The sequence below is a fragment of the Azospirillum aestuarii genome (genome assembly GCF_016632405.1).
GTDB classification, from domain to species: domain Bacteria; phylum Pseudomonadota; class Alphaproteobacteria; order Azospirillales; family Azospirillaceae; genus Azospirillum; species Azospirillum aestuarii.
The window spans coordinates 75,219-94,527 of record NZ_JAEPIV010000010.1; the positions used below are offsets into that span (position 1 = coordinate 75,219).

A 19,309-nucleotide genomic window follows, 5' to 3' on the forward strand; every position below is an offset into this window, starting at 1 on the left:
ACCCAGGGGGGGACGAACTCATGACGATGACCACCACAACCACCATGGGCCGGGCCGCAGCCATTAAGATCGCCGCGGCAGCCCTCCTGGCCGGGCTGTTCGCGGCGCTGGCCGCCACGCCGGCCCAGGCGCAGCAGCGCCCCCGCGAGATCATGCTGGAGGTCGGCGGCGGGCAGCCGGTCAACCTGTCCGCCCCGGCGGCCAGCGTCTTCACCTCCGCCCCGGAGATCGCCGACGTGCAGGCGTCCGGCCCGCAGGCCTTCTTCATTGTCGCCAAGACGCCGGGGCGGGCCAGCGTCTACGCCCTGTCGGCGGACAACAAGCCGCTCGCCTCCTTCAGCGTCGTCGTCACCATGCCCATCGGCGACCTGCGATCCAAGCTGGTCGCCCAGGTGCCCAACGCCGCCATCGACGTGCAGAGCACCGGCAACGGCATCACGCTGACCGGCACCGTCTCCTCCCCCGCCACGGCGCGGCAGATGGTCGAGCTGGCCGAGCGCTACGTCGGGCAGGGGCAGACCGTCACCAACCGCCTGACCGTCGCATCCCCCGCCCAGGTCAACCTGCGGGTCCGCGTCGCCGAGGTGTCGCGTCAGGTGACCAAGGAACTGGGCGTCAATTTCGAGAGCATGTTCAACATCGGCTCCTTCGCCTTCGGGATCGCCACCGGGCGGCCCATCCTGGACGCCGCCGGCAACCTGATCCGCGCCATCCCCCCAACCAACTCCATCGGCGGCAGCTACCGCTCCAGCAACGGGCGGGTGGACATCAACACGGTGGTGGACGCGCTGGCCGAGGACGGGCTGATCACCGTGCTGGCCGAGCCGAACCTGACCGCCCTGTCCGGCGAAACCGCCAGCTTCCTGGCCGGCGGCGAGTTCCCCATCCCGGTCGCCCAGTACGACCGCACCACCACCATCCAGTTCAAGAAGTACGGCGTCAGCCTGGACTTCACCCCGACCGTGCTGGGCGGCGGCCAGATCAGCATGCGCGTCCGCCCGGAGGTCAGCGAGCTGACCAACAACGGCGCCGTCGTGGTCGACTCCATCCGCATCCCCGGCCTGTCGGTGCGGCGTGCCGAGACGACCATCGAGCTGGCCAGCGGGCAGAGCTTCGCCATCGCCGGCCTGCTTCAGAACAACACCACGGCGACGCTGGACGCCGTGCCGGGGCTGGGCGACGTGCCGGTGCTGGGGGCGCTGTTCCACTCCAGCAAGTTCCGCCGCAACGAGACGGAGCTGGTCATCGTCGTGACCCCCTACCTCGTCCGTCCGGTGTCCGCCGCCAACGCCCTGTCCGCCCCGACCGACGGCTTCGTCGCGGCGACCGACGTGGAGCGCATCTTCCTGAACCGCGCCCAGAGCCTCCAGCCCCCGCCGGGCGGCGGCAGCGCGGCTCCGGCCGCCCCGCTCGCCGCCCCGATGGCGATCGGGCCGGGCGCCGCCCGCCTGCACGGCGACGCCGGCTTCAGCCTCCAATGACCCCTTTCGCGGAGCACAGCGCCATGCCCAAAGCCATGCGAACGCCGATGCTGCTTCTGCCACTCCTCACGGGTCTGCTGGGCGGCTGCGCCGTGCCACAGACGCCCCCGCCGATGCCCGCCGCCCAGACGCCCGCCGTGAAGGCCTTCCGCAACGCCGTCCCCGTCGCCATCGACCCGCGCAGCGGCGCCGTCACGGCGGAGGAACACGCCCGGGTGGTCCGCACGGTGGCCGGGCTCGGCCGCGACACCACCCCCCACGTGACGGTCACTGGGCCGATGCTCGCCGCCCCGGCGCGGGTCGCCGTCGCCTCGCTGCTGGGCGCGGCCGGCGTACCGCCGGAGAACATCACCTTCGCCCCCGACCAGACCGGCGCCCCGGCGCTCCAGGTCACCACCTACGTCGCGCTGGCCCCGGACTGCGGGGCGTGGAGCGACATCTACAACGGCTGGTACCAGAACAGCCCGACCGAGGCGCTGGGCTGCAGCAACCGGCGCAACCTCGCTCTGATGCTGGCCGACCCGCGCGACCTCGTGCAGGGCCGGGAGACCGTGCCCGCCGACGGCCAGCGCATGGCCGGCGCCGTCCAGCGCTACCGCGCCGACAAGGTGAAGCCCTTCGTGAAGGGGAACACGTCCAGCGCCTTCCTGCTGGCCCCCGCCCTGAACGGAAGCCAGGAGGAGCAATGAGCCTGCTCGCCACCCTTCTCGGCGACGCGCCGTCGCAGGCCGACGCCGCCCGCGGCTCCGGTCCCCGCCTGCTCGCCTACGTCGCCGACGCGGCCAGCGCCGCCCTGCTGAACAGCGCGGCCGCGTCCCTGCTGCCTTGCGAGGTGCGGACCGGCGATATCCGCAGCGCCGCCCGCGACCTGGCGCGCCAACGCTCGCCCGACCTGCTGCTGGTCGATCTGTCCGGCGTCGCCGAGCCGCTGGCCGCGATGGAGTCCCTGGCCGGGGTCTGCGATCCGTCGGTGCGGGTCATCGCGGTCGGCGACAGCAACGACATCGGCCTCTACCGCGACCTGCGGCGGATCGGCGTCACCGACTATTTGTTCAAGCCGCTGTCCCGCGACCTGCTGGAGGGCGCGCTGCGCGCCGCCGGCGCCGGCACCGCGGCGGACGAGGCGTCGGGACGGCTGGGCAAGCTGGTGGCGGTGGTCGGCGCGCGCGGCGGCGTGGGGACCACGACGGTCGCGGTGCATCTCAGTTGCTGGCTGGCCGACGGGGCGCGCGGGCGCACGGCGCTGGTCGACCTCGACCTGCAGAACGGCACGGTGGCGCTGGCCCTCAACCTGCGCCCCGAGCCGGCGCTGCGCGAGGCGGTGGAGACGCCCGACCGGGTGGACGACGTGTTCATGGAGCGCGCCATGGTCGCCGCCTCCGACCGCCTGTCCGTCCTGGCGGCGGAGGAGCCGGTGGAGGACGTGATCGACATCGCCCCCACCGCCGCGCTGTCGGTGCTCAATCGTCTCCAGGCCCGCCACAACTACGTGGTCGTGGACGCGGGACGCGCCCAGGGCGGGGCCGCCCGCGCCGCGCTGGAGGCGGCCTCCATCGTGGTCCTGGTCGGCGACGCCAGCGTCGCGGGGCTGCGCGATCTGGTGCGGCTGCGCGCCGCCATCGCGCGGCGGTCCGGCGGCGGGCGGCTGGTCACCGTCCTGAACCGGCGCGGCGCCCCCGGCGAGCTGCCCGCGGCGGACCTGATGCGCACGCTGGGCGAGCCGCCGGAACACGCCCTGCCCTACCGCCCGGTGCCGCTGGCCGTCGCAGCGGGCGTCGGCGAGCCGGCCTTCCGCCACTGCCGCCGCTTCCGCGAGGCGATGGAGCGGCTGGGCGCCGACGTCGCCGGCCAGCCCGCCGCGCAGGACGGCCTGTTCCGCCGCTGGGTGCGGCGATGAGCACCCTGTTCGGCCGCAAGGCGGCCCCCACTTCCCTGACCGTGGCGACGAGTCCGCCGCCCGAGGTGCCGAAGCCCGCCCCGGCCCCGGTGGCGGCGCCCATCCCGCCGCCGCCGGCCGCGCCGCGGCCGGTCAACCGCTCGCTGAACGACATCCGGTCGCAGGTGCTGGCCCGCATCGACCCGGCGACCATCGCCGACATGCCGGCGGAGACGCTGCGCCCGCTGGTCGAGCGGCTGATCGACGACATCGCCACCACCAGCCGCAGCCAGTTGAACGGGCGCGAGCAGGCCACGCTGGCGACGGAGCTGGTCCACGACATGATCGGGCTGGGGCCGCTGGAGCCGCTGCTGGCCGACGACGCGATCACCGACATCATGGTCAACGGCCCCTCCCGCACCTTCGCCGAGCAGCGCGGCAAGCTGGTGGAGATGCCGGTGCGCTTCCGCGACGCCGGGCACCTGCTGAACATCGCGCAGCGCATCGCCTCGGCGGTCGGGCGGCGGGTGGACGAGTCCAGCCCGATGGTCGACGCCCGGCTGGCCGACGGCAGCCGCGTCAACATCGTGGTGCCGCCGCTGGCGCTCGACGGCGCCTGCATCTCCATCCGCAAATTCGCCCGCCGCACCATCGGCTTCCGCGAGTTGGTGGAGTTCCGCAGCATGTCCGAGCCGATGGCCCGCGCGCTGGAGATCATCGGGCGCTGCCGGCTGAACATCATCATCTCCGGCGGCACCGGCTCGGGCAAGACGACGCTGCTCAACGCCATGTCCCGCCCCATCGAGGCGACCGAGCGCGTCATCACCATCGAGGACGCCGCCGAACTCCAGCTCCAACAGCCCCACGTCGTCCGGCTGGAAACCCGCCCGCCCAACCTGGAGGGCCAGGGGCAGGTGACGCAGCGCGACCTCGTCCGCAACGCGCTGCGCATGCGGCCCGACCGCATCATCATCGGCGAGGTGCGCGGGGCGGAGGCCTTCGACATGCTCCAGGCCATGAACACCGGCCATGACGGGTCGATGTCGACCATCCACGCCAACAACCCGCGCGACGCGCTGAGCCGCGTCGAGAACATGGTGCTGATGGCCGGGATGAGCCTGCCCAGCCGCGCCATCCGCCAGCAGATCGCCGGGGCGGTGCACGTCATCATCCAGGTCCAGCGCATGCGCGACGGCGTGCGCCGCATCACCCACGTCACCGAGCTGGTCGGCATGGAGGGCGACGTGATCCTGACCCAAGACCTCTTCACCTTCGAGTTCCGCGGCGAGAACCGCGACGGCATCCTGGAAGGGCGCTACGCCGCCACCGGCCTGCGCCCGCGCTTCGCCGAGCGGCTGGCCTATTTCGGGCAGGAGGCGGCCTGGAACGCCGCCACCACCGGCCTCTGAGACGGGGGGATACGCGATGGACCGCATCCAGGCCCTTCAGCTCGCCACCCTGCTCCTCGGTGTCGGAACGCTGCTCTTCGCCCTCTCCACCCTGCGCGCGTTCCGCCGCCACACGGCGCTGCGCCGCCGGCTGGCCGCCCTGTCGGCGGAGGCGCGGGCGGTGGTGGAGGACGGGAGCCCCGACATCACCGGCGCCGGCTCCCTAACCCTCGCCGACCGGGTGAAGCGGCGCATGTCGCGCTTCTACGCGCGGCGCCAGACCGTCTATCTGCCGCCGGGCATCCGGCTGTGGCGGGCGTTGCTCACCGCCGTGATCGCCGCCGGCCTGTGCTGGTGGCTGGGCGGGCCGGTGGTGGGCGAGGCGGGCGCCACGACCGCCGCCGCCGTGGCCCTGCTGGTCACCCCGCGCCTCGTCTTCGCCGCCAGCCGCCGCAAGACGCTGGAGGCGCTGATGAACCAGCTTCCCGACGCGATCAGCCTCGTGGTCCGCGCCACCCGCGCCGGCATCCCGGTCTCGGAAAGCCTGCGCATGGTCGGCAGCGAGCTGTCCGAGCCGATCGCCCCGCTGTTCCGCCGCATCGTCGACGAGACGGCCATGGGCATCGACCTGGAAACCGTGCTGGCCCGCGCCGCCGCCAACGTCCGCCTGCCGGAGTTCCGCTTCTTCGTCGTCACCTTGCTTTTGCAACGGGAGACCGGCGGCAACCTGACGGAGCCGCTGGAGAATCTGGCCGACATGATCCGCCAGCGCCGCCGCGTGCAGATGCGCACCCGCGCCCTGACGTCGGAGGCGCGCAGCTCCGCCGCCGTGCTGGCCGCCCTGCCCTTCCTGGCCGGCGGCGGCATGGCGATGCTGAACCCCGACTACGCGATGCGGCTGATCGACGAGCCGAGCGGCCAGACGATGCTGGCGGTGGCCGGCGGGCTGCTGCTGGTCGGCGTCGGCTCCATGCAGCTCCTCATCCGGAGGACCCTGTCATGAGCGGCGGCGTGATGGGCGGCCTGATCCCGCAGCCGGTCCTTCTCGGCTTCGGCGTGCTGATGATCCTCACCGGGGTGGCCGGGCTGCGCTCCTGCGTGCTGCGCGAGCGGCTCCTGGCCCGGCTGGAGCGCCTGCGCGGCGGAACCGCGCCGTCCGCCGCCACCGAAACGGAACGCCGGAGCCTGCTGAGCCGGATCGGCGCCGCGCTGGCCCGCACGCCGCTCGTCGGCTCCGCCGACCGGGAACGGATGCGCCGGAGCCTGATCGCCGCCGGCTACAACCAACCCGGCCACCTCTACTCCCTGCTCGGCATCAAGCTGCTGTGCATCGGCGCCGGGATGGCGCTGGTCCCGGCGGCGGCGGGCGATCTGCTGCCTTCGCTGATCGGCGCGCCCGGTGCCGCGGCGCAGGTGGTGGCCGGCGCCCTGCTCGGCTGGCGGCTGCCCGATCTGGCGCTGGGCCGGATGCGCGACCGCCGTCTGGAGGAGGTGCGCAACGGCCTGCCCGACGCGCTCGACCTGCTGGTGATCTGCGGCGAGGCCGGCCTCGGCCTGGAAGCGGCGGTGGACCGCGTGGCCCGCGAGGTGGCGACCGCCTACCCGGCGCTGAGCGCCGAGCTGTCGGCCACCGCGGCGGAGATGCGCGTGCTGTCCGACCGCGGCGGCGCGCTCAACAATCTGGCCGCCCGGCTGGACATGGAGGGCGTGCGCGGCATGGCGACGACGCTGATCCAGGCCATGCGCTACGGCACCCCGCTGGCCCAGGCGCTGCGCGTCCTGGCCGGGGAGATGCGCGCCCAGCGCCTCGCCCGGTTCGAGGAGAAGGCGGCCCGCCTGCCGGTGCTGCTGACCCTGCCCATGGTGGTCTTCATCCTGCCCTGCGTCTTCATCGTCGTCGGCGGCCCCGCCATGCTCGACGTCTCGCGCAGCTTCGACAGCGCCGGCAACAGCCAACAGACCCATTCCAGCCAGTCCGCTTCCAACCCGCCCCACAGCCAGACCATGGGAGGTCAGCCATGATCGCCACCCCGTCTTCCCTCTCGTCCAAGCAGAGCCTCTCCGGTCTGGGCCGCGCCGCGGCGGCCGCCCTTCTGCTGCTGTCGGTCAGCGCTTGCGCCTCCGCGCCGGGCGGCGGACCGGTGGGGTCGAGGAGCGGCGCGACGGCGAACGCCACGCTGGACGACAAGGCGCGCGTGCAGCTCCGCCTCGCCCGCGCCGCGCAGGAGGCCGGCAACACCGGCTCCGCGGTGCGTTTCTACCGCGCGGTGCTGGATCAGGCGCCGGGCCATGTCGGCGCCCTGCTCGGGCTGGGCGAAACCCTGTCGGAGAGCGGCTCCGCCGCCGACGCGGTGGTCGAGCTTCAGAAGGCCGCCGCCGCCGTTCCCGACAATGTGGAGGTGCAGACGGCGCTGGGCCGCGCGCTGGTCCGCGCCAACCGTCCCGCCGACGCGCTGAACCGCTTCGACGCCCTGCTCCGCCGCAACGACGACGACCTGCGCGCCCGCCTGAACCGCGGCGTCGCCCTCGACCTCGCCGGGCGGCACGCGGAGGCCCAGACCGAGTACCGTCACGTCCTGAAGGCCGAGCCGAACAACGCGACGGCCATGGCCAACCTCGGCCTATCGCTGGCGCTGAACGGCAGCGCCGAGGGCGTGGCGATCCTGGAAGGGCTGGTCCAAGGCGGGGTGGACTCTCCCCGCGTGCGCCAGAACCTCGCGCTGGCCTACGGGCTGAAGGGTGATCTGGAGGCGGCGGCCCGTGTGGCCCGGCTCGACCTCGACGACGCCAACGTGCGCTCGAACCTGGCCTTCTACGAGACGGCGCGGCAGTTCGTCGCCTTCAAGCCGTGAGGCGGCCATGCTTAGCCGCAACCGCAGCCCCTTCCTCAGTCCCCTGCGCGACCGCCGGGGCCTGACCACGCTGGAGCTGGCGATCGTCTCCCCGGCGCTGATCGCGGGCATGATCGCGCTGGCCGAGGTGTCCTACTCGCTGACCGTGGACGGTCTGCTCAACCACGCCGCCCGCGCGGCCGCCCGCAGCGGCTTCACCGGGGAGTTGGCGAGCGGCTTCACCGACCGCCGCGCCCAAATCTGCGACACGGTGCATCGGCTGACCCACCGGGTGCTCGACCAGAGCCGCCTGTCGGTGCGCAGCCACAGCTACGCCTCCTTCACCACGCTGGGGCAGGTCAACGGCGGGGTTCCGCCCTCCACCTCGCTGACCGACCTGAATTGCGGCTCCACCAACTGGGACGCCAAGCAGACCGGGGCGGCGCTGGGCGGCAGCGGGCAGGTCGTCGTCTACGCCCTGCGCTACACCCAGCCGGTGCTGACCGGGCTCGGTGCCACCGTGCTGGGCCGGACGGAGCTGGTCCACGAGGCCCGGCTGGCCGTGCGCAACGAGCCCTTCATGGTGGGGGAGTGACCGGCATGACGGGATCTGCTCCAGAAACCCGGCGCCCACGCCTGCCGCGCGACCGGCGCGGCGTCGCGGCGCTGGAGATGGCGCTGCTGGCGCCGGTCCTTCTGGTGCTGGTCACCGCGACGGTGGACGTGGTGCGCTACGTCAGCATCAGCCTGACGCTGAACCGCACCGCCGCCAACGTCAGCGACATCGCCACCCAGTTCGACAAGCTGCGCGTCGGCATGACGGTGGTGAAGGGGAACGAGGTCGGCGTCCTGTTCCTCGCCGCGACGGAAGTCGCCCAGCCGCTCGACCTGATGGCCGGCGGACAGGTGATCGTCAGCTCGGTCGCCAACATGGGCCAGGGGTCGCGGGTGATGTGGCAGGAACGGGCCGGCACCGGCTCCGCCGCCAGCCATTTCGGCGCAGCCGGCGGGGTCGCCACGCTGCCGCCCGGCTTCACCCAGCAGCCCGGCGACAACGCCATCTTCACCGAGCTGTTCTACCGCTTCACCCCCTATCTGCTGAGCTGGCCGTGGCTCGGCAACGCCGGAACCTCCACGACGCTCTACGCCAGCGCCGTCTACCAACCCCGGCTCGGCACGCTCACCACGCTGGAGACCGGGCCATGAGGACAGCCTTCACGCCTGCGGCCCGCCTGCTCGCTTCCCTGGCCGCGGTGCGGCGGGACCGCCGGGGCGCCACCGCGCTGATGTTCGCCGCCGCCGCGGTGCCGTTGCTGGGCATGGTCGGGCTGGCGGTGGATTACGGGCGGGCCTTCCTGGTGCAGTCGCGGCTTCAGACCGCCATCGACGCCGGGGCGCTGGCCGCCGGCAAGATGCTGAACTCCTCGGCGGATGCCCAGAAGGACATCGCCATGTTCGTCGCGGCCAACCTGCCGCCGGGCTTCCTCGGGGCGGCCATCGGCACTCCGGCGGTGACCCTGGACCAGACGAACCAGCGCGTCGGCGTGTCCGTCACCGCCACCCTGCCGACGACCTTTCTGCGCGTCCTGCGCGTCAACCATCTGACCATCTCGGTCACCAACCAGGTGCAGCGGGCCAACGCCGGGCTGGAGCTGGCGCTGGTGCTCGACGTCACCGGCTCCATGGCGACCAACAACCGCATCGGGGAGCTGCGCAGCGCCGCCACCGACCTCGTCAACATCCTGTTCGGGCCGGGCAGCACGCCGCCGAAGAACCTGTGGGTCTCCATCGCCCCCTACGCGGCGGAGGTCAACATCGGCAAGACCCGGACGACCTGGTTGGCGGCCGGCAGCTACGACGCCACCAAATGGGCCTCGCAGGGCTGGCGCGGCTGCGTCCTTGCCCGCACGCAGCCGCAGGACCAGACCGAAACCCCGCCGGCCTCAGCACCCTTCAAGCCTTTCTGGTACCCGAACAACCAGTACAGCGGCTCCAACAACGACAACCCCTGGACCCCCACGAACATCACCGACGACGGCACCTACCGCCAGACCAACGACATGGCCGGGCCGAATCTCGGCTGCCCGCCGCCGGTCATGCCGCTGACCAACGACCGCTCGGCGCTGCTCGCCAAGATCGCCGGGCTGAAGCCGGTGAACCGCGGCGGCACCATGGCGAACCAGGGGCTTCAGGCGGGGTGGTTCACCCTGTCCCCGAAATGGCGCGGCCTGTGGGGCGGCACGACGCCGAACACGCTGCCGCTCGATTACGGGACCCCCGACATGTCCAAGGCGGTTGTCCTGCTGACCGACGGCAACAACGAGTGGTACAAGTACAAGCCACAGGGCGACTACACCAGCTACCAGCGCCTCAGCGACGGGCTGCTGGGCACCACCAACACCAACCAGGTGACGACGGCGATCGACAACCGCATGCTGACGCTGTGCAGCAACATGAAGGCGGCGGGAATCACCCTGTTCACCATCACCGTCGGCGACAGCGCCAGCAGCGCCACCCGCACGCTCTACCAAAGTTGCGCCTCGCCCGGCCCGAACCACTATTTCGACAGCCCCACGCCGGCGGACCTGCAGACGGTGTTCCGAACCATCGCCGGCCAGCTCAGCAACCTGCGGATCATCCGATGAACGGGGGGGCCGCTAAACGGGGGGCCGCTGAACGGCCGATACCTTGGCCGGGGGCGGTATGGCGGAGACGGCGGTTTATGACCTATTGCGCATTGGTCCGCCGCCTCCCGATGGGCTACAGGAATCGGGACCGTGCAGACAAGAGGCCCGCCCGTCATGTCCCAGACCTTCCCCCAGACCTTCCATGTGATCGTCGCCGAAGACGACCCGGTCGTCGCGGTCACCATTGCCGAAACCCTGGAGGAGCGCGGTTTCCGCGTGACCATCGGGCGCAACGGGTTCGATGCCTTCAAGATCGACCAGAACGATCCCGCCGACATCCTGATCACCGATCTGCGCATGCCGCATTTCGACGGCACCAGCCTGATCGCCCGCATGCAGGAGCAGCGCCCGGAGCTGCCCATCCTCGTCACCACCGGCTACAGCGACAACCTGCCCAAGGAGGAGCCGGGGCAGCTTTCCGTCGTCCAGAAGCCCTTCTCCGAGGACAGCATCGTCCGGGCGGTGCAGAGCCTGCTCGGCGTCGCCTGACGGGAGCGGAAACGGCACCGCGAGAAAAATTCCCGCCCGGTGAAGTTCCTGCTTGCGCTCCGCCGCCGGGACCCGTATAAGCCGGCCTCCGTTCCGGATTAGCTCAGTCGGTAGAGCAGCGGACTGTTAATCCGCGTGTCGCTGGTTCGAGTCCAGCATCCGGAGCCATATTGCGGGTGTAGCTCAGTTGGTTAGAGCGCCGGCCTGTCACGCCGGAGGCCGCGGGTTCAAGTCCCGTCACTCGCGCCACATTGCGGGCGTAGCTCAGGGGTAGAGCACAACCTTGCCAAGGTTGGGGTCGAGGGTTCGAATCCCTTCGCCCGCTCCAGTTTCGGGCACGACAGTGTCGTCAGGGGCCGCTTGTCCAACAAGCGGCCCTTCGTCGTTCCGGACCGACCGGACCGCGCCAACAACTCTCCAGATCCTGACCCGACACTCTCTTCCCCGCCGAGCCGCGACCAGCGGAATGTTTCATGAAGCAGGATCTCGTCGGAGGTGTCGTCATGCAACGCTTACGAAGGACATGACCGGTTCAAAGTGCGGCCAGTGCCATCTTATGAACGGAACGCCTCGCGGCCCGGCCCCCAACATCACGAGCCACGCCGACAGATACTCTCGGTGAGACGCGCGAAGGCCAGCATGCCGGGATCATCCATACCGATGCTCTTATCGGCATACATGCGGGCGCGTCCCATGCGGCAAGGTTCATTCCGGAAGCGGACGAGCGCCTCGTCACAGGCTGCGACCGCTCTTGCGCGGATCGCCGCCTGATCCCCGGCACCGGCCAGGGCTGAGGAAACCGCATCGAGCGCATCGACCACGGTCTTGTCCCCAGGCTTCGCACCGCCTCGCGCCATGACGGCATCGCGCGCCTGTTCGAGAAGGAGGGCCAGTTCGCTCCAGGGGATTTCGGTCCGCCCCTTCGTCCTCTTCGACATCGTCAGGAGCCCGGTCGCGAGCAGGGTGCCGAGGCTCGATCCCGTCGCGGCGGCCGCGGCCTTGGCAAGGATGCCCAAGCTCACGCCCACATCGTCGATCCCATCCATCTGCTGCTCGGCCATGAGGTCCAGCACCCGGCGCAACATGCCGCCGGTGTCCCCATCGCCGAGCCTGGAGTCGGCTGCATTGAGTTCCTGTTCGAGGGTCGTCATGCGCGCGTGCGCGAGGGCGACGCCGGCGGCAATGTGCGTGACGGTCAGGCCCATGGTCAACCAACCTTCCAGAAGGGGCAGGACGCCGGAGCGGCAAGGAGCCGTTCCAACTCATCGTCGAGGAAGCAAAGGCTGAGCGACACGCCGGCCATTTCCATCGAGGTCACATAAGGCCCGACCAGCGGCTGGACGACCGCCAGCCCAGCCTTGTCCAGCCGTTCCGCAAGGCGCCGGTACAGGATGAAAAGCTCTTCCAGGGGGGTGGCGCCGAGGCTGTTGACCAGAACCGACACCCGGTTTCCGCTTCCATCGGGACGTTCCGCCAGAAGACGGTCGACCATCTCATCCGCAACGGCATCCGCCGGCTTGAGTGTGTCGCGCCAGATGCCGGGCTCGCCGTGGATGCCGATGCCCATTTCCATGTCGCCCTGGGCGATGCGGAACGACGGCTCCGCCGCACCGGGGATCTGGCAGGACGAGAGGGCGCAGCCGATGGTCCGCGTCCGCTCCACGGCCTTCGCCGCCGCCGCGGTCACCTCGGCCAGCGAGGCGCCCTCGTCGGCCCGGGCGCCGGCGATCTTGTAGGCGTAGACGATGCCGGCGACGCCGCGCCTCTTGTTGCGTTCTTCGGGAGCGGCGCTGGCGATATCGTCGGTGCCGAGCACCGTGCTCAGTTCCAGGCCATCGTCCTCAAGGAACTCCCCCGCCATGTCGAAATTCATGCGGTCGCCACCGTAGTTCCCGTACAGGCGCAGGACACCGCGCCCACCGTCCGCCGCCTTGATCGCGGCTATGCAGGAATCCACGGTCGGACCTTCGAAGACGTTGCCGATCGAGCAGGCGTCGACCAGACCCGGACCGACATAGCCGGTGAACAGGGGCAGGTGTCCGGACCCGCCGCCGGTCACGATGCCGACCTTGCCCGACCGGGCGCCTTCGGTGCGGCGGATCACCCGCCCCGCCGGTCCGTCCCGCATGAGGGATGGATGAGCCGCGCACAGCCCGTCGAGCATCTCGTCCACATAGTGCGCAGGATCGTTGATCAGCTTCTTCACGATGGATTCCTCCCGTTGCGCCGCGTCCGCGCGCCATAGCAGCCCTCCGCCCGCAGCGCTCCGGCGCGTCGGTGACTGGAAGGGTCTGTCGGTCGGATGCAGGCTTGTGGGGCTTGGGGCCGGACGCTGGGGCCCGGTCCCGCCCGTTACGTAATGGGTGTGTTGGGCGCCGGCGCCGCGGCGTCGTCACCGTTGCTGTAGCCCAGCTGGAGTGAAATCGATTCCGCGTGGCTCATGACGACCGGGGCGAGGCTCTGCACCCGTTCGTGCGTCATGCGCGTGGCGGGGCCGCTCACGCTCACCGCGGCGAAGACATGCCCGCTGGTGTTGCGGATCGGCGCGGCGACGCAGCGCACGCCGATGTCGATCTCACCGTCGTCGATGGCGTATCCGCGCTTGCGGATCGATGCCAGGTCCTCCCTCAGCCGGTCGGGGTCGGTGAGGGTGTTGCGCGTGTAGGCCGGAAGCCCCATCCCAAGAACGCGGTCGATGACGAGGTCGGATTGGAAGGCCAGGGTCGCCTTGCCAACGCCGGTGCAATGGCAGGGCGACGCCTCCATCGTGGTCGTCGCGTTGTTCGGGCCGGATCGGCCCCCTGCGCCCCGCTCGATGAAGACCATCTTCATGCCGTCGAAGACGCACAGATGGACGGTCTCCCGCGACAGGGTGCTGAGCGCATCCACGTACGGCTTCGCCACGCGGTGCACGTCCATGTTGGCCAGAACGATCGACCCCAGCTCGAAGAGCTTGATGCCGAGCCGGTACTCGTCGCGGCTGTGGTCCTGTTCCAGGAACCCGATTTCCTTGAGCGTGAGAATGAGGCGGTGTGCCGTGCTGCGCGGAAGCTTGGTCCGGCGCGCCACATCGGCAAGCGACAGCCTGCGGTCGACGGTGGAAAAACATTCAAGGACGCTGAGCATCTTTCCAGCCGACTTGATGTTGTTCGTCTTCAAGAATGCCTGTCCCTTCTGCTCACCTGCCGGACAGGCGTACCGGGCATGGTCGTGGAGCCCGGTTCCGCCTGCTTCAGGCGCAGGGCGGAGCAAAGATCGGCCAACCGGCCCTCCGGGGTCAAGTCGTGTCGACGCGCTCATCGTCCCTCCCAGGGCACGCCACCCTCGGAAACGCAATTCCGAGGGCGGCCGGCATTCCGTGGCTTCGGCTGACGCGGCTATTCCGCCGCGGCCTCGGTCGGCGAGGCCTCGTAACGAAGCACCTCGCGCAGCGCGGCGTCGATGCGTGCCTTCTGCGCCTCGGTGGCGGCGGGCATCGGCTGGCGCGGGACGCCGACCTCGCAGCCCTGCCGGCTGAGCGAATGCTTGACGCACCCCGGCAGGTTGTCGCCGTTGATCGTGTTCCAGAAGGCCAGCAGACTCCGGTGGATTTCCAGCGCGCGCGGATGGTCGCCGGCCTGCACGGCATTCCACAGCGCGACGGTCACGCCGGGCACCGCGGCCGGATTCGCCGCGATCGTGCCGTGGGCTCCCAGCGCGAAGGACGGGTAGAGAAGCGCGTCGACCGCCGTGAAAACGAGCTTGCCCGGCACCTGCTCGTTCAGCAGATCGGCCATCAGCTTGAGGTCGCCCGCGCTCTGCTTGACGCCGATGACGCTGTCGATCTCCTTCATGATGCGGACCAGGAGCGACGGCGACAGGTAGTTCCAAGGCACCACGTTGTAGATGACGATCGGCATCCGCGTCTCGCTGGCGAGCGTGCGGAAATGCGCCAGCGTCGCGTCCTCGTCGGGTTTGAAGACGTAGTGGACGGGCGTCACCTGCAAGGCCGCCACCGGCAGGTGCTCCAGGGCCCTGGCCTTGGCGATGGCGTCGCGGGTGCTGTTGACGATGATGCCCGCAACGACCGGAACGGCGCCGTCGACCTCCTCGCAGGAAATGGCGACGAGGCGCGTCAGTTCCTCGGTCGAGAGGGTGTGCCCCTCGCCGGTGCTTCCGCCGACGCAGACGCCGTGGACGCCCTTTTGCAGCATGAACCGCACCTGGGCGCGGAACGCCGCCTCATCGATCTCCCCGTCGGCCGTGAAGGGTGTGACCAGGGGGGGGATGATGCCGCTCAGCGATGTTGACATTTGGACGTTTCCTCTTTGCTTGTCCCACAATGCGGTATTTACATTTAGTACCTATCTCCTGTCAACGCGCAACCCACCTAATTCCGACTGGATATAATGGTATGTTCGCTTGACGAACATCCCGTATTGTGGGATACGGCAGGAAAGGCAGGGCAGCGAACCGCCCTGCGGCATGTCTTGGAGGAGACGCTCATGATGGGACTGCCCACAGGCAGGCTCGGCCGCGGGACGGCGGCCACCGTTGCCATGCTGACGTGTCTTGCGGGGGCCGCTCCGGCTCTTGCCGAATGGCCCGAGCGGCCGGTGACGCTGATCGTCATTGCCGGGGCCGGGGGCGGCAGCGACTACACGATGCGCCTGCTCGCCCGGGAACTCGAAGCCAAGCTCGGCCGCCCCTTCAATGTCGTGAACCAGCCTCAGGCGTCGGGCGTCGTCGGGATGACGACCTATACGACGGCCAAGCCCGACGGCTACACGCTGGGCCAGATCGCCCCGTTCGCCCAATACAAGCTGCTGGGACAGGCCGATTTCACATCGGCGAGCTACACCCCGATCGCCCAGTTCAACGCCGATCCCGCGGCGGTGCACGTTGCCCAGAACTCCCCGCTGAAGAGCGTGGCGGACATCGTGGCCAAACTGAAGACGGACCCCGGCTCGCTCCGCATCTCATGCGGCGGCACGTGCAACGCCAGTTGGGACATCCCCTTCATTTCCCTGCTTCTCGACCAGGGCGTCGATGCCAAACGGCTCAATCTGATTCCCGCCGCCGGATCGGCGGCCGGACTGCAGGAACTGGCCTCCGGCGGCGTCGATGTCGTCCTGTGCTCGCTTCCCGAGGTTGACGCGCTGCGCGACGCGGGCCGGGTCCGCAGCATCGCGGTGATGAGCGAGACGCGCATCGAGGGCTACCCGGACGTCGCCACCGTCGGCGAACAGGTCGGGAAGCCGTACAGCGGCGGCACCTGGCGCGGTCTGGCCGGCCCCCCCGGCATGGACCCCTCGCTCGTGGCGCGGATCGAATCCGCGGTGAAGGATGCGTTCGAGAGCGACCGCTTCCAGCGCGAGATGAAGGCGCGCCGGTTCGGGGCGGCCTGGCTTGGACAGACCGAGCTGAAGGCCTTCATGGAGCAGCACGAGCAGGAGACCGCACGCGCGATCAACGCCGTCGGGTACAACAAGTAGATATCGATCCGATGGCGTGCGCGCGTCGGACGGCAATGGGAGGAAAACCTATGCGTATCAGCGTTCTTGCATCCGTTCTGTTGGCTTTCGCCGGGCTGGCCGGCGCGGCGCAGGCCGAATACCCCGAGCGCCCGGTCACCATCATCGTTCCGGCGGCGGCCGGCGGGGGCGGCGATACGACGACCCGCATCCTGGCGCGGGAACTGAAAGAGATCCTTGGGCAGCCGATCACCATCGTCAACCAGGGCCAGGGGGGCGGCGTGGTCGGCCTGACGGCGATCAAGAACGCCACGCCCGACGGCTACACCGTCGGGCTTCTCTTCCCGTATGCGGGGTACAAGGCGACGGGGCAAGCCGACTTCTCGGCCAAGGACTTCACGCCGATCGCCAACTTCAACGGCGATTCCTCCTCCCTCCTGGTCGGTTCCGGGTCCCGCTTCAACGACCTGAAGACGGCCCTGGAGGCGATCAAGGCCTCCCCGGGGTCCTTCAAGGTTCACTGCAGCGGCGGCTGCGGCAGCGTGTGGGACATCCCGGTGGCGGGCATGATGCTCGACTATGGGATCGACGTTGCCGCGATCAAATGGGTGCCGGGCCAGGGCGCCGCACCCGGCCTCATCGAACTCGCGGCGGGCGGCGTGGATTTCCAGACCGCCTCCCTGCCCGAGGCGTCCGCCCTGATGTCGGCCGGCCGCGTGCGTCCCCTGGCCGTTCTGAGCCCCGAGCCGGTGCCTGGATTCCCCAACGTGGCCACGACCACGCAGACCATCGGCGTCGCCGTCGACGGCGGAACGTGGCGGGCCATCGGCGGTCCGGCCGGCTTGCCGGGCGACGTCGTCGCGAAGCTTGACGCCGCGGTCGCCAAGGCGACGGCGAGCGCGGCGTACAAGGACGCCATGGCGAAGGCGAACTTCGGGGTCAAATACCTCAACGGCAAGCAGCTCGAGGAGCTGATGCTGCGGCACGAGAAGGACACCGCCCGCGTCATGGACGCCCTTGGTTACGGGAAGTGATCGGCGGGGGGCCGGGCAACCCATGCATTCCTTCTGACGGTGGAGGCTATCCGCCATGAAAGTTCAAGACGTCTTCGTCGGCCTGTTCTTCATCGTGATCGGCATCCTGATGATCGGCCACGCGGCCGACCTGAAGCCGCCGCGCCACCTCAAGTTCGGCCCTGGATTCTTCCCGCTGCTCATCGGCTCGGGGCTGATCATCGTCGGAGGGGTCATCGCGCTGCTCGGCCTCCGCAGCTTGCGCACCGAACCTCTCTGGCACCGGCCGGAGTGGTCGCGGACCAGGCAGGGCTGGGTGCGGTTCTGCTCCATCCCCGCCGCGATCGCCCTCTACGTGCTGATCGTCGACGCGGCCGGCTTCCTGCTCACCGCCGTCCTGGTGATGGTCCTCGTGCTGGCCGTATCCGGTGTGCCCCTGCGCCGCAGCGTGCCGGCGGGAGCCGTCACCGCGGTCGTGCTGACGGCGATCTTCGCCTCCGTGCTCCACGTACCCCTGCCGTGGGGACCGCTTCAGAACATCTCGGGGTGGCTGCTATGGTGATCCTAACGGACGTTCTCGGCGTCCTGCTCGACGTCCACCTGCTGCTGGTGATCGTCGCTTCGGCCATCTACGGGCTGGTGCTGGGGGCGATCCCCGGCCTTACCGCGCTGATGGCCACGGCCCTGCTGGTGCCGGTCGTCATGTTCATGGAACCCGTGCCGGCGATCGCGGCGATCATCACCTCCTCCGCCATGGCCATCTTCGCCGGCGACATCCCGGGTGCGCTCATGCGCATGCCGGGCACGCCCGCGTCGGCCGCCTACACCGACGACGCCTACAGCCTGACGCGCGATGGCAAGGCCGGCCTGTCCCTCGGAGCCGGCCTGTTCTCCTCGGTTCTGGGGGGCCTGCTGAGCGCCCTTGTTCTGACCCTGGCCGCTCCGAACCTGGCCGAACTGGCGCTTCAGTTCAGCAGCGTGGAATATTTCTGGCTAACGGTCCTGGGCCTCAGCTGCGCGACCTTCGTCGGCGGCTCGTCGCTTCTCAAGGGGGTGGCGGCCCTGCTGTTCGGGCTTGGGCTGTCGACCATCGGCATGGACCCCGTCTCCGGGACTCCCCGCTTCACCTTCGGCGTCACCAATCTACTCGGCGGTCTCGGCCTGATTCCGCTTCTCATCGGGGTGTTCGCGATCTCCGAACTGCTGCGCACCGTGACGCTTCCGGCAACCGGCGAACGGCAGGCGCGACCGGCGGTCGGCTCGATCAGCGCCGGGATGGGCCGCCTGATGTGGCATCACCGCTTCGAAGTGCTGCGCGGAAGCACGCTGGGAACACTCGTCGGCGCTCTGCCGGGGGCCGGCGCGGACATCGCCGCATGGATCGCCTATGCGGTCACCCGCCGCTCGCAAAAGGGCAAGGACCCGAACGCCGTCGAGCAGAAAGTCCAGCGCATCGTTTCCGCCGGCGCCGCGAACAACGCCAGCCTGGGGGGAGCCTACATCCCGGCGACCGTGTTCGGAATCCCCGGTGATGCGATCACCGCCATCGTGATCAGCGTCATGTTCCTCAAGGGCCTCAACCCCGGCCCGACCATCTTCCTCAACAACCCGACGGCGATCTACTCCATCTTCGCGATCTTCTTCGTCGCGAACATCCTGATGATCCCGCTGGGCATCCTGTGCATCCGCACCTTCGGCCTGATCCTGAAGGTGCCGAGGACCTATCTGACGCCGATCATCCTGCTCTTCTGCATCGTCGGGGCCTTCTCGGTCGAAAACACGCTGTTCGCGGTCGGAATCATCGCCATTGTCGGCTTGCTCGGCTATTTCATGGAAGCCAACGACATTCCCATGGCTCCGGCGGTGCTCGGCCTGATTCTCGGGCCTGTGATCGAGCAGACCTTCATGACGTCCATGCTGAAGAGCGGCGGAGAGGTGTCCGTGTTCTTCGACCGTCCGCTCGCCATCGCCCTTGCGGTGGCGACCCTCGGCTCCTGGGCGCTGGCGGGCGTCTTGAAGCTCGTGGACGCGGCCAAGGCGCGCCCCGTCCTGACGTGACGCATGTGGCGGCTCCTCATCGTGACCGCGCGC

Annotated in this window: 19 protein-coding genes and 3 tRNA genes; 18 read left to right on the forward strand and 4 right to left on the reverse strand. The window is 69.9% G+C overall.

The window, feature by feature from the left end:
- Positions 1–20 precede the first annotated feature (20 nt).
- The 14 genes from JJL56_RS18225 to JJL56_RS18290 all read left to right on the forward strand — a co-directional run bounded on the left by JJL56_RS18225 (position 21) and on the right by JJL56_RS18290 (position 11,080).
- On the forward strand, positions 21–1,481 hold the full coding sequence (locus tag JJL56_RS18225) for a type II and III secretion system protein family protein (RefSeq protein ID WP_200485839.1): 1,461 nt from the start codon (positions 21–23) through the stop codon (positions 1,479–1,481).
- Positions 1,482–1,504: 23 nt separating this feature from the next.
- On the forward strand, positions 1,505–2,170 hold the full coding sequence (locus JJL56_RS18230) for a CpaD family pilus assembly protein (RefSeq protein WP_247889563.1): 666 nt from the start codon (positions 1,505–1,507) through the stop codon (positions 2,168–2,170).
- Positions 2,167–3,378 carry a CpaE/TadZ family protein gene (locus tag JJL56_RS18235; protein WP_200485840.1) on the forward strand — a complete coding sequence of 404 codons (1,212 nt, stop codon included), beginning with the start codon at positions 2,167–2,169 and terminating at the stop codon, positions 3,376–3,378. The genes JJL56_RS18230 and JJL56_RS18235 overlap by 4 nt, the downstream gene beginning before the upstream one ends.
- Positions 3,375–4,766: a TadA family conjugal transfer-associated ATPase gene (locus tag JJL56_RS18240; protein WP_247890301.1), complete on the forward strand. Its 1,392-nt coding sequence runs from the start codon at positions 3,375–3,377 to the stop codon at positions 4,764–4,766. The genes JJL56_RS18235 and JJL56_RS18240 overlap by 4 nt, the downstream gene beginning before the upstream one ends.
- Before the next feature lie 16 nt (positions 4,767–4,782).
- The gene (locus JJL56_RS18245; protein ID WP_145627612.1) at positions 4,783–5,748 is read left to right on the forward strand and encodes a type II secretion system F family protein; all 966 of its coding nucleotides are present in this window, start codon (positions 4,783–4,785) and stop codon (positions 5,746–5,748) included.
- A complete protein-coding gene (locus JJL56_RS18250; protein WP_145627610.1) occupies positions 5,745–6,767 on the forward strand; it encodes a type II secretion system F family protein in 1,023 nt (340 codons plus the stop codon). The genes JJL56_RS18245 and JJL56_RS18250 overlap by 4 nt, the downstream gene beginning before the upstream one ends.
- Positions 6,764–7,597: a tetratricopeptide repeat protein gene (locus JJL56_RS18255; protein ID WP_247889562.1), complete on the forward strand. Its 834-nt coding sequence runs from the start codon at positions 6,764–6,766 to the stop codon at positions 7,595–7,597. The genes JJL56_RS18250 and JJL56_RS18255 overlap by 4 nt, the downstream gene beginning before the upstream one ends.
- A 7-nt stretch (positions 7,598–7,604) precedes the next feature.
- Positions 7,605–8,171, forward strand: a complete 567-nt coding sequence (locus JJL56_RS18260; RefSeq protein ID WP_145627608.1) for a TadE/TadG family type IV pilus assembly protein — start codon at positions 7,605–7,607, stop codon at positions 8,169–8,171.
- Between the two features lie 5 nt (positions 8,172–8,176).
- Positions 8,177–8,782, forward strand: a complete 606-nt coding sequence (locus tag JJL56_RS18265; protein ID WP_200485841.1) for a TadE/TadG family type IV pilus assembly protein — start codon at positions 8,177–8,179, stop codon at positions 8,780–8,782.
- Entirely contained in the window at positions 8,779–10,221 is a 1,443-nt protein-coding gene (locus tag JJL56_RS18270; protein WP_200485842.1) for a TadE/TadG family type IV pilus assembly protein, read from the forward strand. Before JJL56_RS18265 ends, JJL56_RS18270 begins: the two co-directional genes overlap by 4 nt.
- A gap of 156 nt (positions 10,222–10,377) precedes the next feature.
- A complete protein-coding gene (locus tag JJL56_RS18275) occupies positions 10,378–10,752 on the forward strand; it encodes a response regulator (RefSeq protein ID WP_035682866.1) in 375 nt (124 codons plus the stop codon).
- 92 nt (positions 10,753–10,844) lie between these two features.
- Positions 10,845–10,920 (forward strand) — tRNA-Asn (locus JJL56_RS18280).
- A gap of 4 nt (positions 10,921–10,924) precedes the next feature.
- Positions 10,925–11,001 (forward strand) — tRNA-Asp (locus tag JJL56_RS18285).
- 4 nt (positions 11,002–11,005) lie between these two features.
- A tRNA-Gly gene (locus JJL56_RS18290) sits at positions 11,006–11,080 on the forward strand.
- Between the two features lie 262 nt (positions 11,081–11,342).
- On the opposite strand, the gene JJL56_RS18295 is transcribed toward JJL56_RS18290, so the two are convergent.
- The 4 genes from JJL56_RS18295 to JJL56_RS18310 all read right to left on the reverse strand — a co-directional run bounded on the left by JJL56_RS18295 (position 11,343) and on the right by JJL56_RS18310 (position 15,044).
- Positions 11,343–11,957: a DAK2 domain-containing protein gene (locus tag JJL56_RS18295; protein WP_200485843.1), complete on the reverse strand. Its 615-nt coding sequence runs from the start codon at positions 11,955–11,957 to the stop codon at positions 11,343–11,345.
- 2 nt (positions 11,958–11,959) lie between these two features.
- Positions 11,960–12,958 (reverse strand): dihydroxyacetone kinase subunit DhaK, encoded by a 999-nt coding sequence (locus JJL56_RS18300; protein ID WP_145627600.1) that lies wholly within the window; start codon positions 12,956–12,958, stop codon positions 11,960–11,962.
- Positions 12,959–13,104: 146 nt separating this feature from the next.
- Positions 13,105–13,911, reverse strand: a complete 807-nt coding sequence (locus JJL56_RS18305; RefSeq protein ID WP_200485844.1) for an IclR family transcriptional regulator — start codon at positions 13,909–13,911, stop codon at positions 13,105–13,107.
- 218 nt (positions 13,912–14,129) lie between these two features.
- Positions 14,130–15,044 (reverse strand): dihydrodipicolinate synthase family protein, encoded by a 915-nt coding sequence (locus JJL56_RS18310; RefSeq protein WP_200485845.1) that lies wholly within the window; start codon positions 15,042–15,044, stop codon positions 14,130–14,132.
- A 192-nt stretch (positions 15,045–15,236) separates the two neighbouring features.
- Here JJL56_RS18310 and JJL56_RS18315 point away from each other — a divergent pair, with 192 nt between their 5' ends.
- From JJL56_RS18315 to JJL56_RS18330, 4 genes are read left to right on the forward strand one after another with little or no spacing between them, the layout of a single operon-like run.
- The gene (locus JJL56_RS18315; RefSeq protein WP_200485846.1) at positions 15,237–16,226 is read left to right on the forward strand and encodes a Bug family tripartite tricarboxylate transporter substrate binding protein; all 990 of its coding nucleotides are present in this window, start codon (positions 15,237–15,239) and stop codon (positions 16,224–16,226) included.
- A 50-nt stretch (positions 16,227–16,276) separates the two neighbouring features.
- The gene (locus JJL56_RS18320; protein WP_145627593.1) at positions 16,277–17,239 is read left to right on the forward strand and encodes a tripartite tricarboxylate transporter substrate binding protein; all 963 of its coding nucleotides are present in this window, start codon (positions 16,277–16,279) and stop codon (positions 17,237–17,239) included.
- A gap of 55 nt (positions 17,240–17,294) precedes the next feature.
- A complete protein-coding gene (locus JJL56_RS18325; protein ID WP_200485847.1) occupies positions 17,295–17,780 on the forward strand; it encodes a tripartite tricarboxylate transporter TctB family protein in 486 nt (161 codons plus the stop codon).
- Positions 17,774–19,276, forward strand: coding sequence for a tripartite tricarboxylate transporter permease (locus JJL56_RS18330; protein ID WP_145627589.1), 1,503 nt, complete (start codon positions 17,774–17,776; stop codon positions 19,274–19,276). Before JJL56_RS18325 ends, JJL56_RS18330 begins: the two co-directional genes overlap by 7 nt.
- Positions 19,277–19,309: the final 33 nt, after the last annotated feature.

What these genes read in the sequence shown, in the direction of transcription:
- JJL56_RS18225 (WP_200485839.1), top strand. Translation starts at nt 21, where the DNA reads ATGACGATGACCACCACAACCACCATGGGCCGGGCCGCAGCCATTAAG.
- JJL56_RS18230 (WP_247889563.1), top strand. Translation starts at nt 1,505, where the DNA reads ATGCCCAAAGCCATGCGAACGCCGATGCTGCTTCTGCCACTCCTCACG.
- JJL56_RS18260 (WP_145627608.1), top strand. Translation starts at nt 7,605, where the DNA reads ATGCTTAGCCGCAACCGCAGCCCCTTCCTCAGTCCCCTGCGCGACCGC.
- JJL56_RS18325 (WP_200485847.1), top strand. Translation starts at nt 17,295, where the DNA reads ATGAAAGTTCAAGACGTCTTCGTCGGCCTGTTCTTCATCGTGATCGGC.
- JJL56_RS18275 (WP_035682866.1), top strand. Translation starts at nt 10,378, where the DNA reads ATGTCCCAGACCTTCCCCCAGACCTTCCATGTGATCGTCGCCGAAGAC.
- JJL56_RS18250 (WP_145627610.1), top strand. Translation starts at nt 5,745, where the DNA reads ATGAGCGGCGGCGTGATGGGCGGCCTGATCCCGCAGCCGGTCCTTCTC.
- JJL56_RS18320 (WP_145627593.1), top strand. Translation starts at nt 16,277, where the DNA reads ATGCGTATCAGCGTTCTTGCATCCGTTCTGTTGGCTTTCGCCGGGCTG.
- JJL56_RS18240 (WP_247890301.1), top strand. Translation starts at nt 3,375, where the DNA reads ATGAGCACCCTGTTCGGCCGCAAGGCGGCCCCCACTTCCCTGACCGTG.
- JJL56_RS18265 (WP_200485841.1), top strand. Translation starts at nt 8,177, where the DNA reads ATGACGGGATCTGCTCCAGAAACCCGGCGCCCACGCCTGCCGCGCGAC.
- JJL56_RS18330 (WP_145627589.1), top strand. Translation starts at nt 17,774, where the DNA reads ATGGTGATCCTAACGGACGTTCTCGGCGTCCTGCTCGACGTCCACCTG.
- JJL56_RS18270 (WP_200485842.1), top strand. Translation starts at nt 8,779, where the DNA reads ATGAGGACAGCCTTCACGCCTGCGGCCCGCCTGCTCGCTTCCCTGGCC.
- JJL56_RS18295 (WP_200485843.1), bottom strand. Translation starts at nt 11,957, where the DNA reads ATGGGCCTGACCGTCACGCACATTGCCGCCGGCGTCGCCCTCGCGCAC.
- JJL56_RS18245 (WP_145627612.1), top strand. Translation starts at nt 4,783, where the DNA reads ATGGACCGCATCCAGGCCCTTCAGCTCGCCACCCTGCTCCTCGGTGTC.
- JJL56_RS18255 (WP_247889562.1), top strand. Translation starts at nt 6,764, where the DNA reads ATGATCGCCACCCCGTCTTCCCTCTCGTCCAAGCAGAGCCTCTCCGGT.
- JJL56_RS18310 (WP_200485845.1), bottom strand. Translation starts at nt 15,044, where the DNA reads ATGTCAACATCGCTGAGCGGCATCATCCCCCCCCTGGTCACACCCTTC.
- JJL56_RS18315 (WP_200485846.1), top strand. Translation starts at nt 15,237, where the DNA reads ATGATGGGACTGCCCACAGGCAGGCTCGGCCGCGGGACGGCGGCCACC.
- JJL56_RS18235 (WP_200485840.1), top strand. Translation starts at nt 2,167, where the DNA reads ATGAGCCTGCTCGCCACCCTTCTCGGCGACGCGCCGTCGCAGGCCGAC.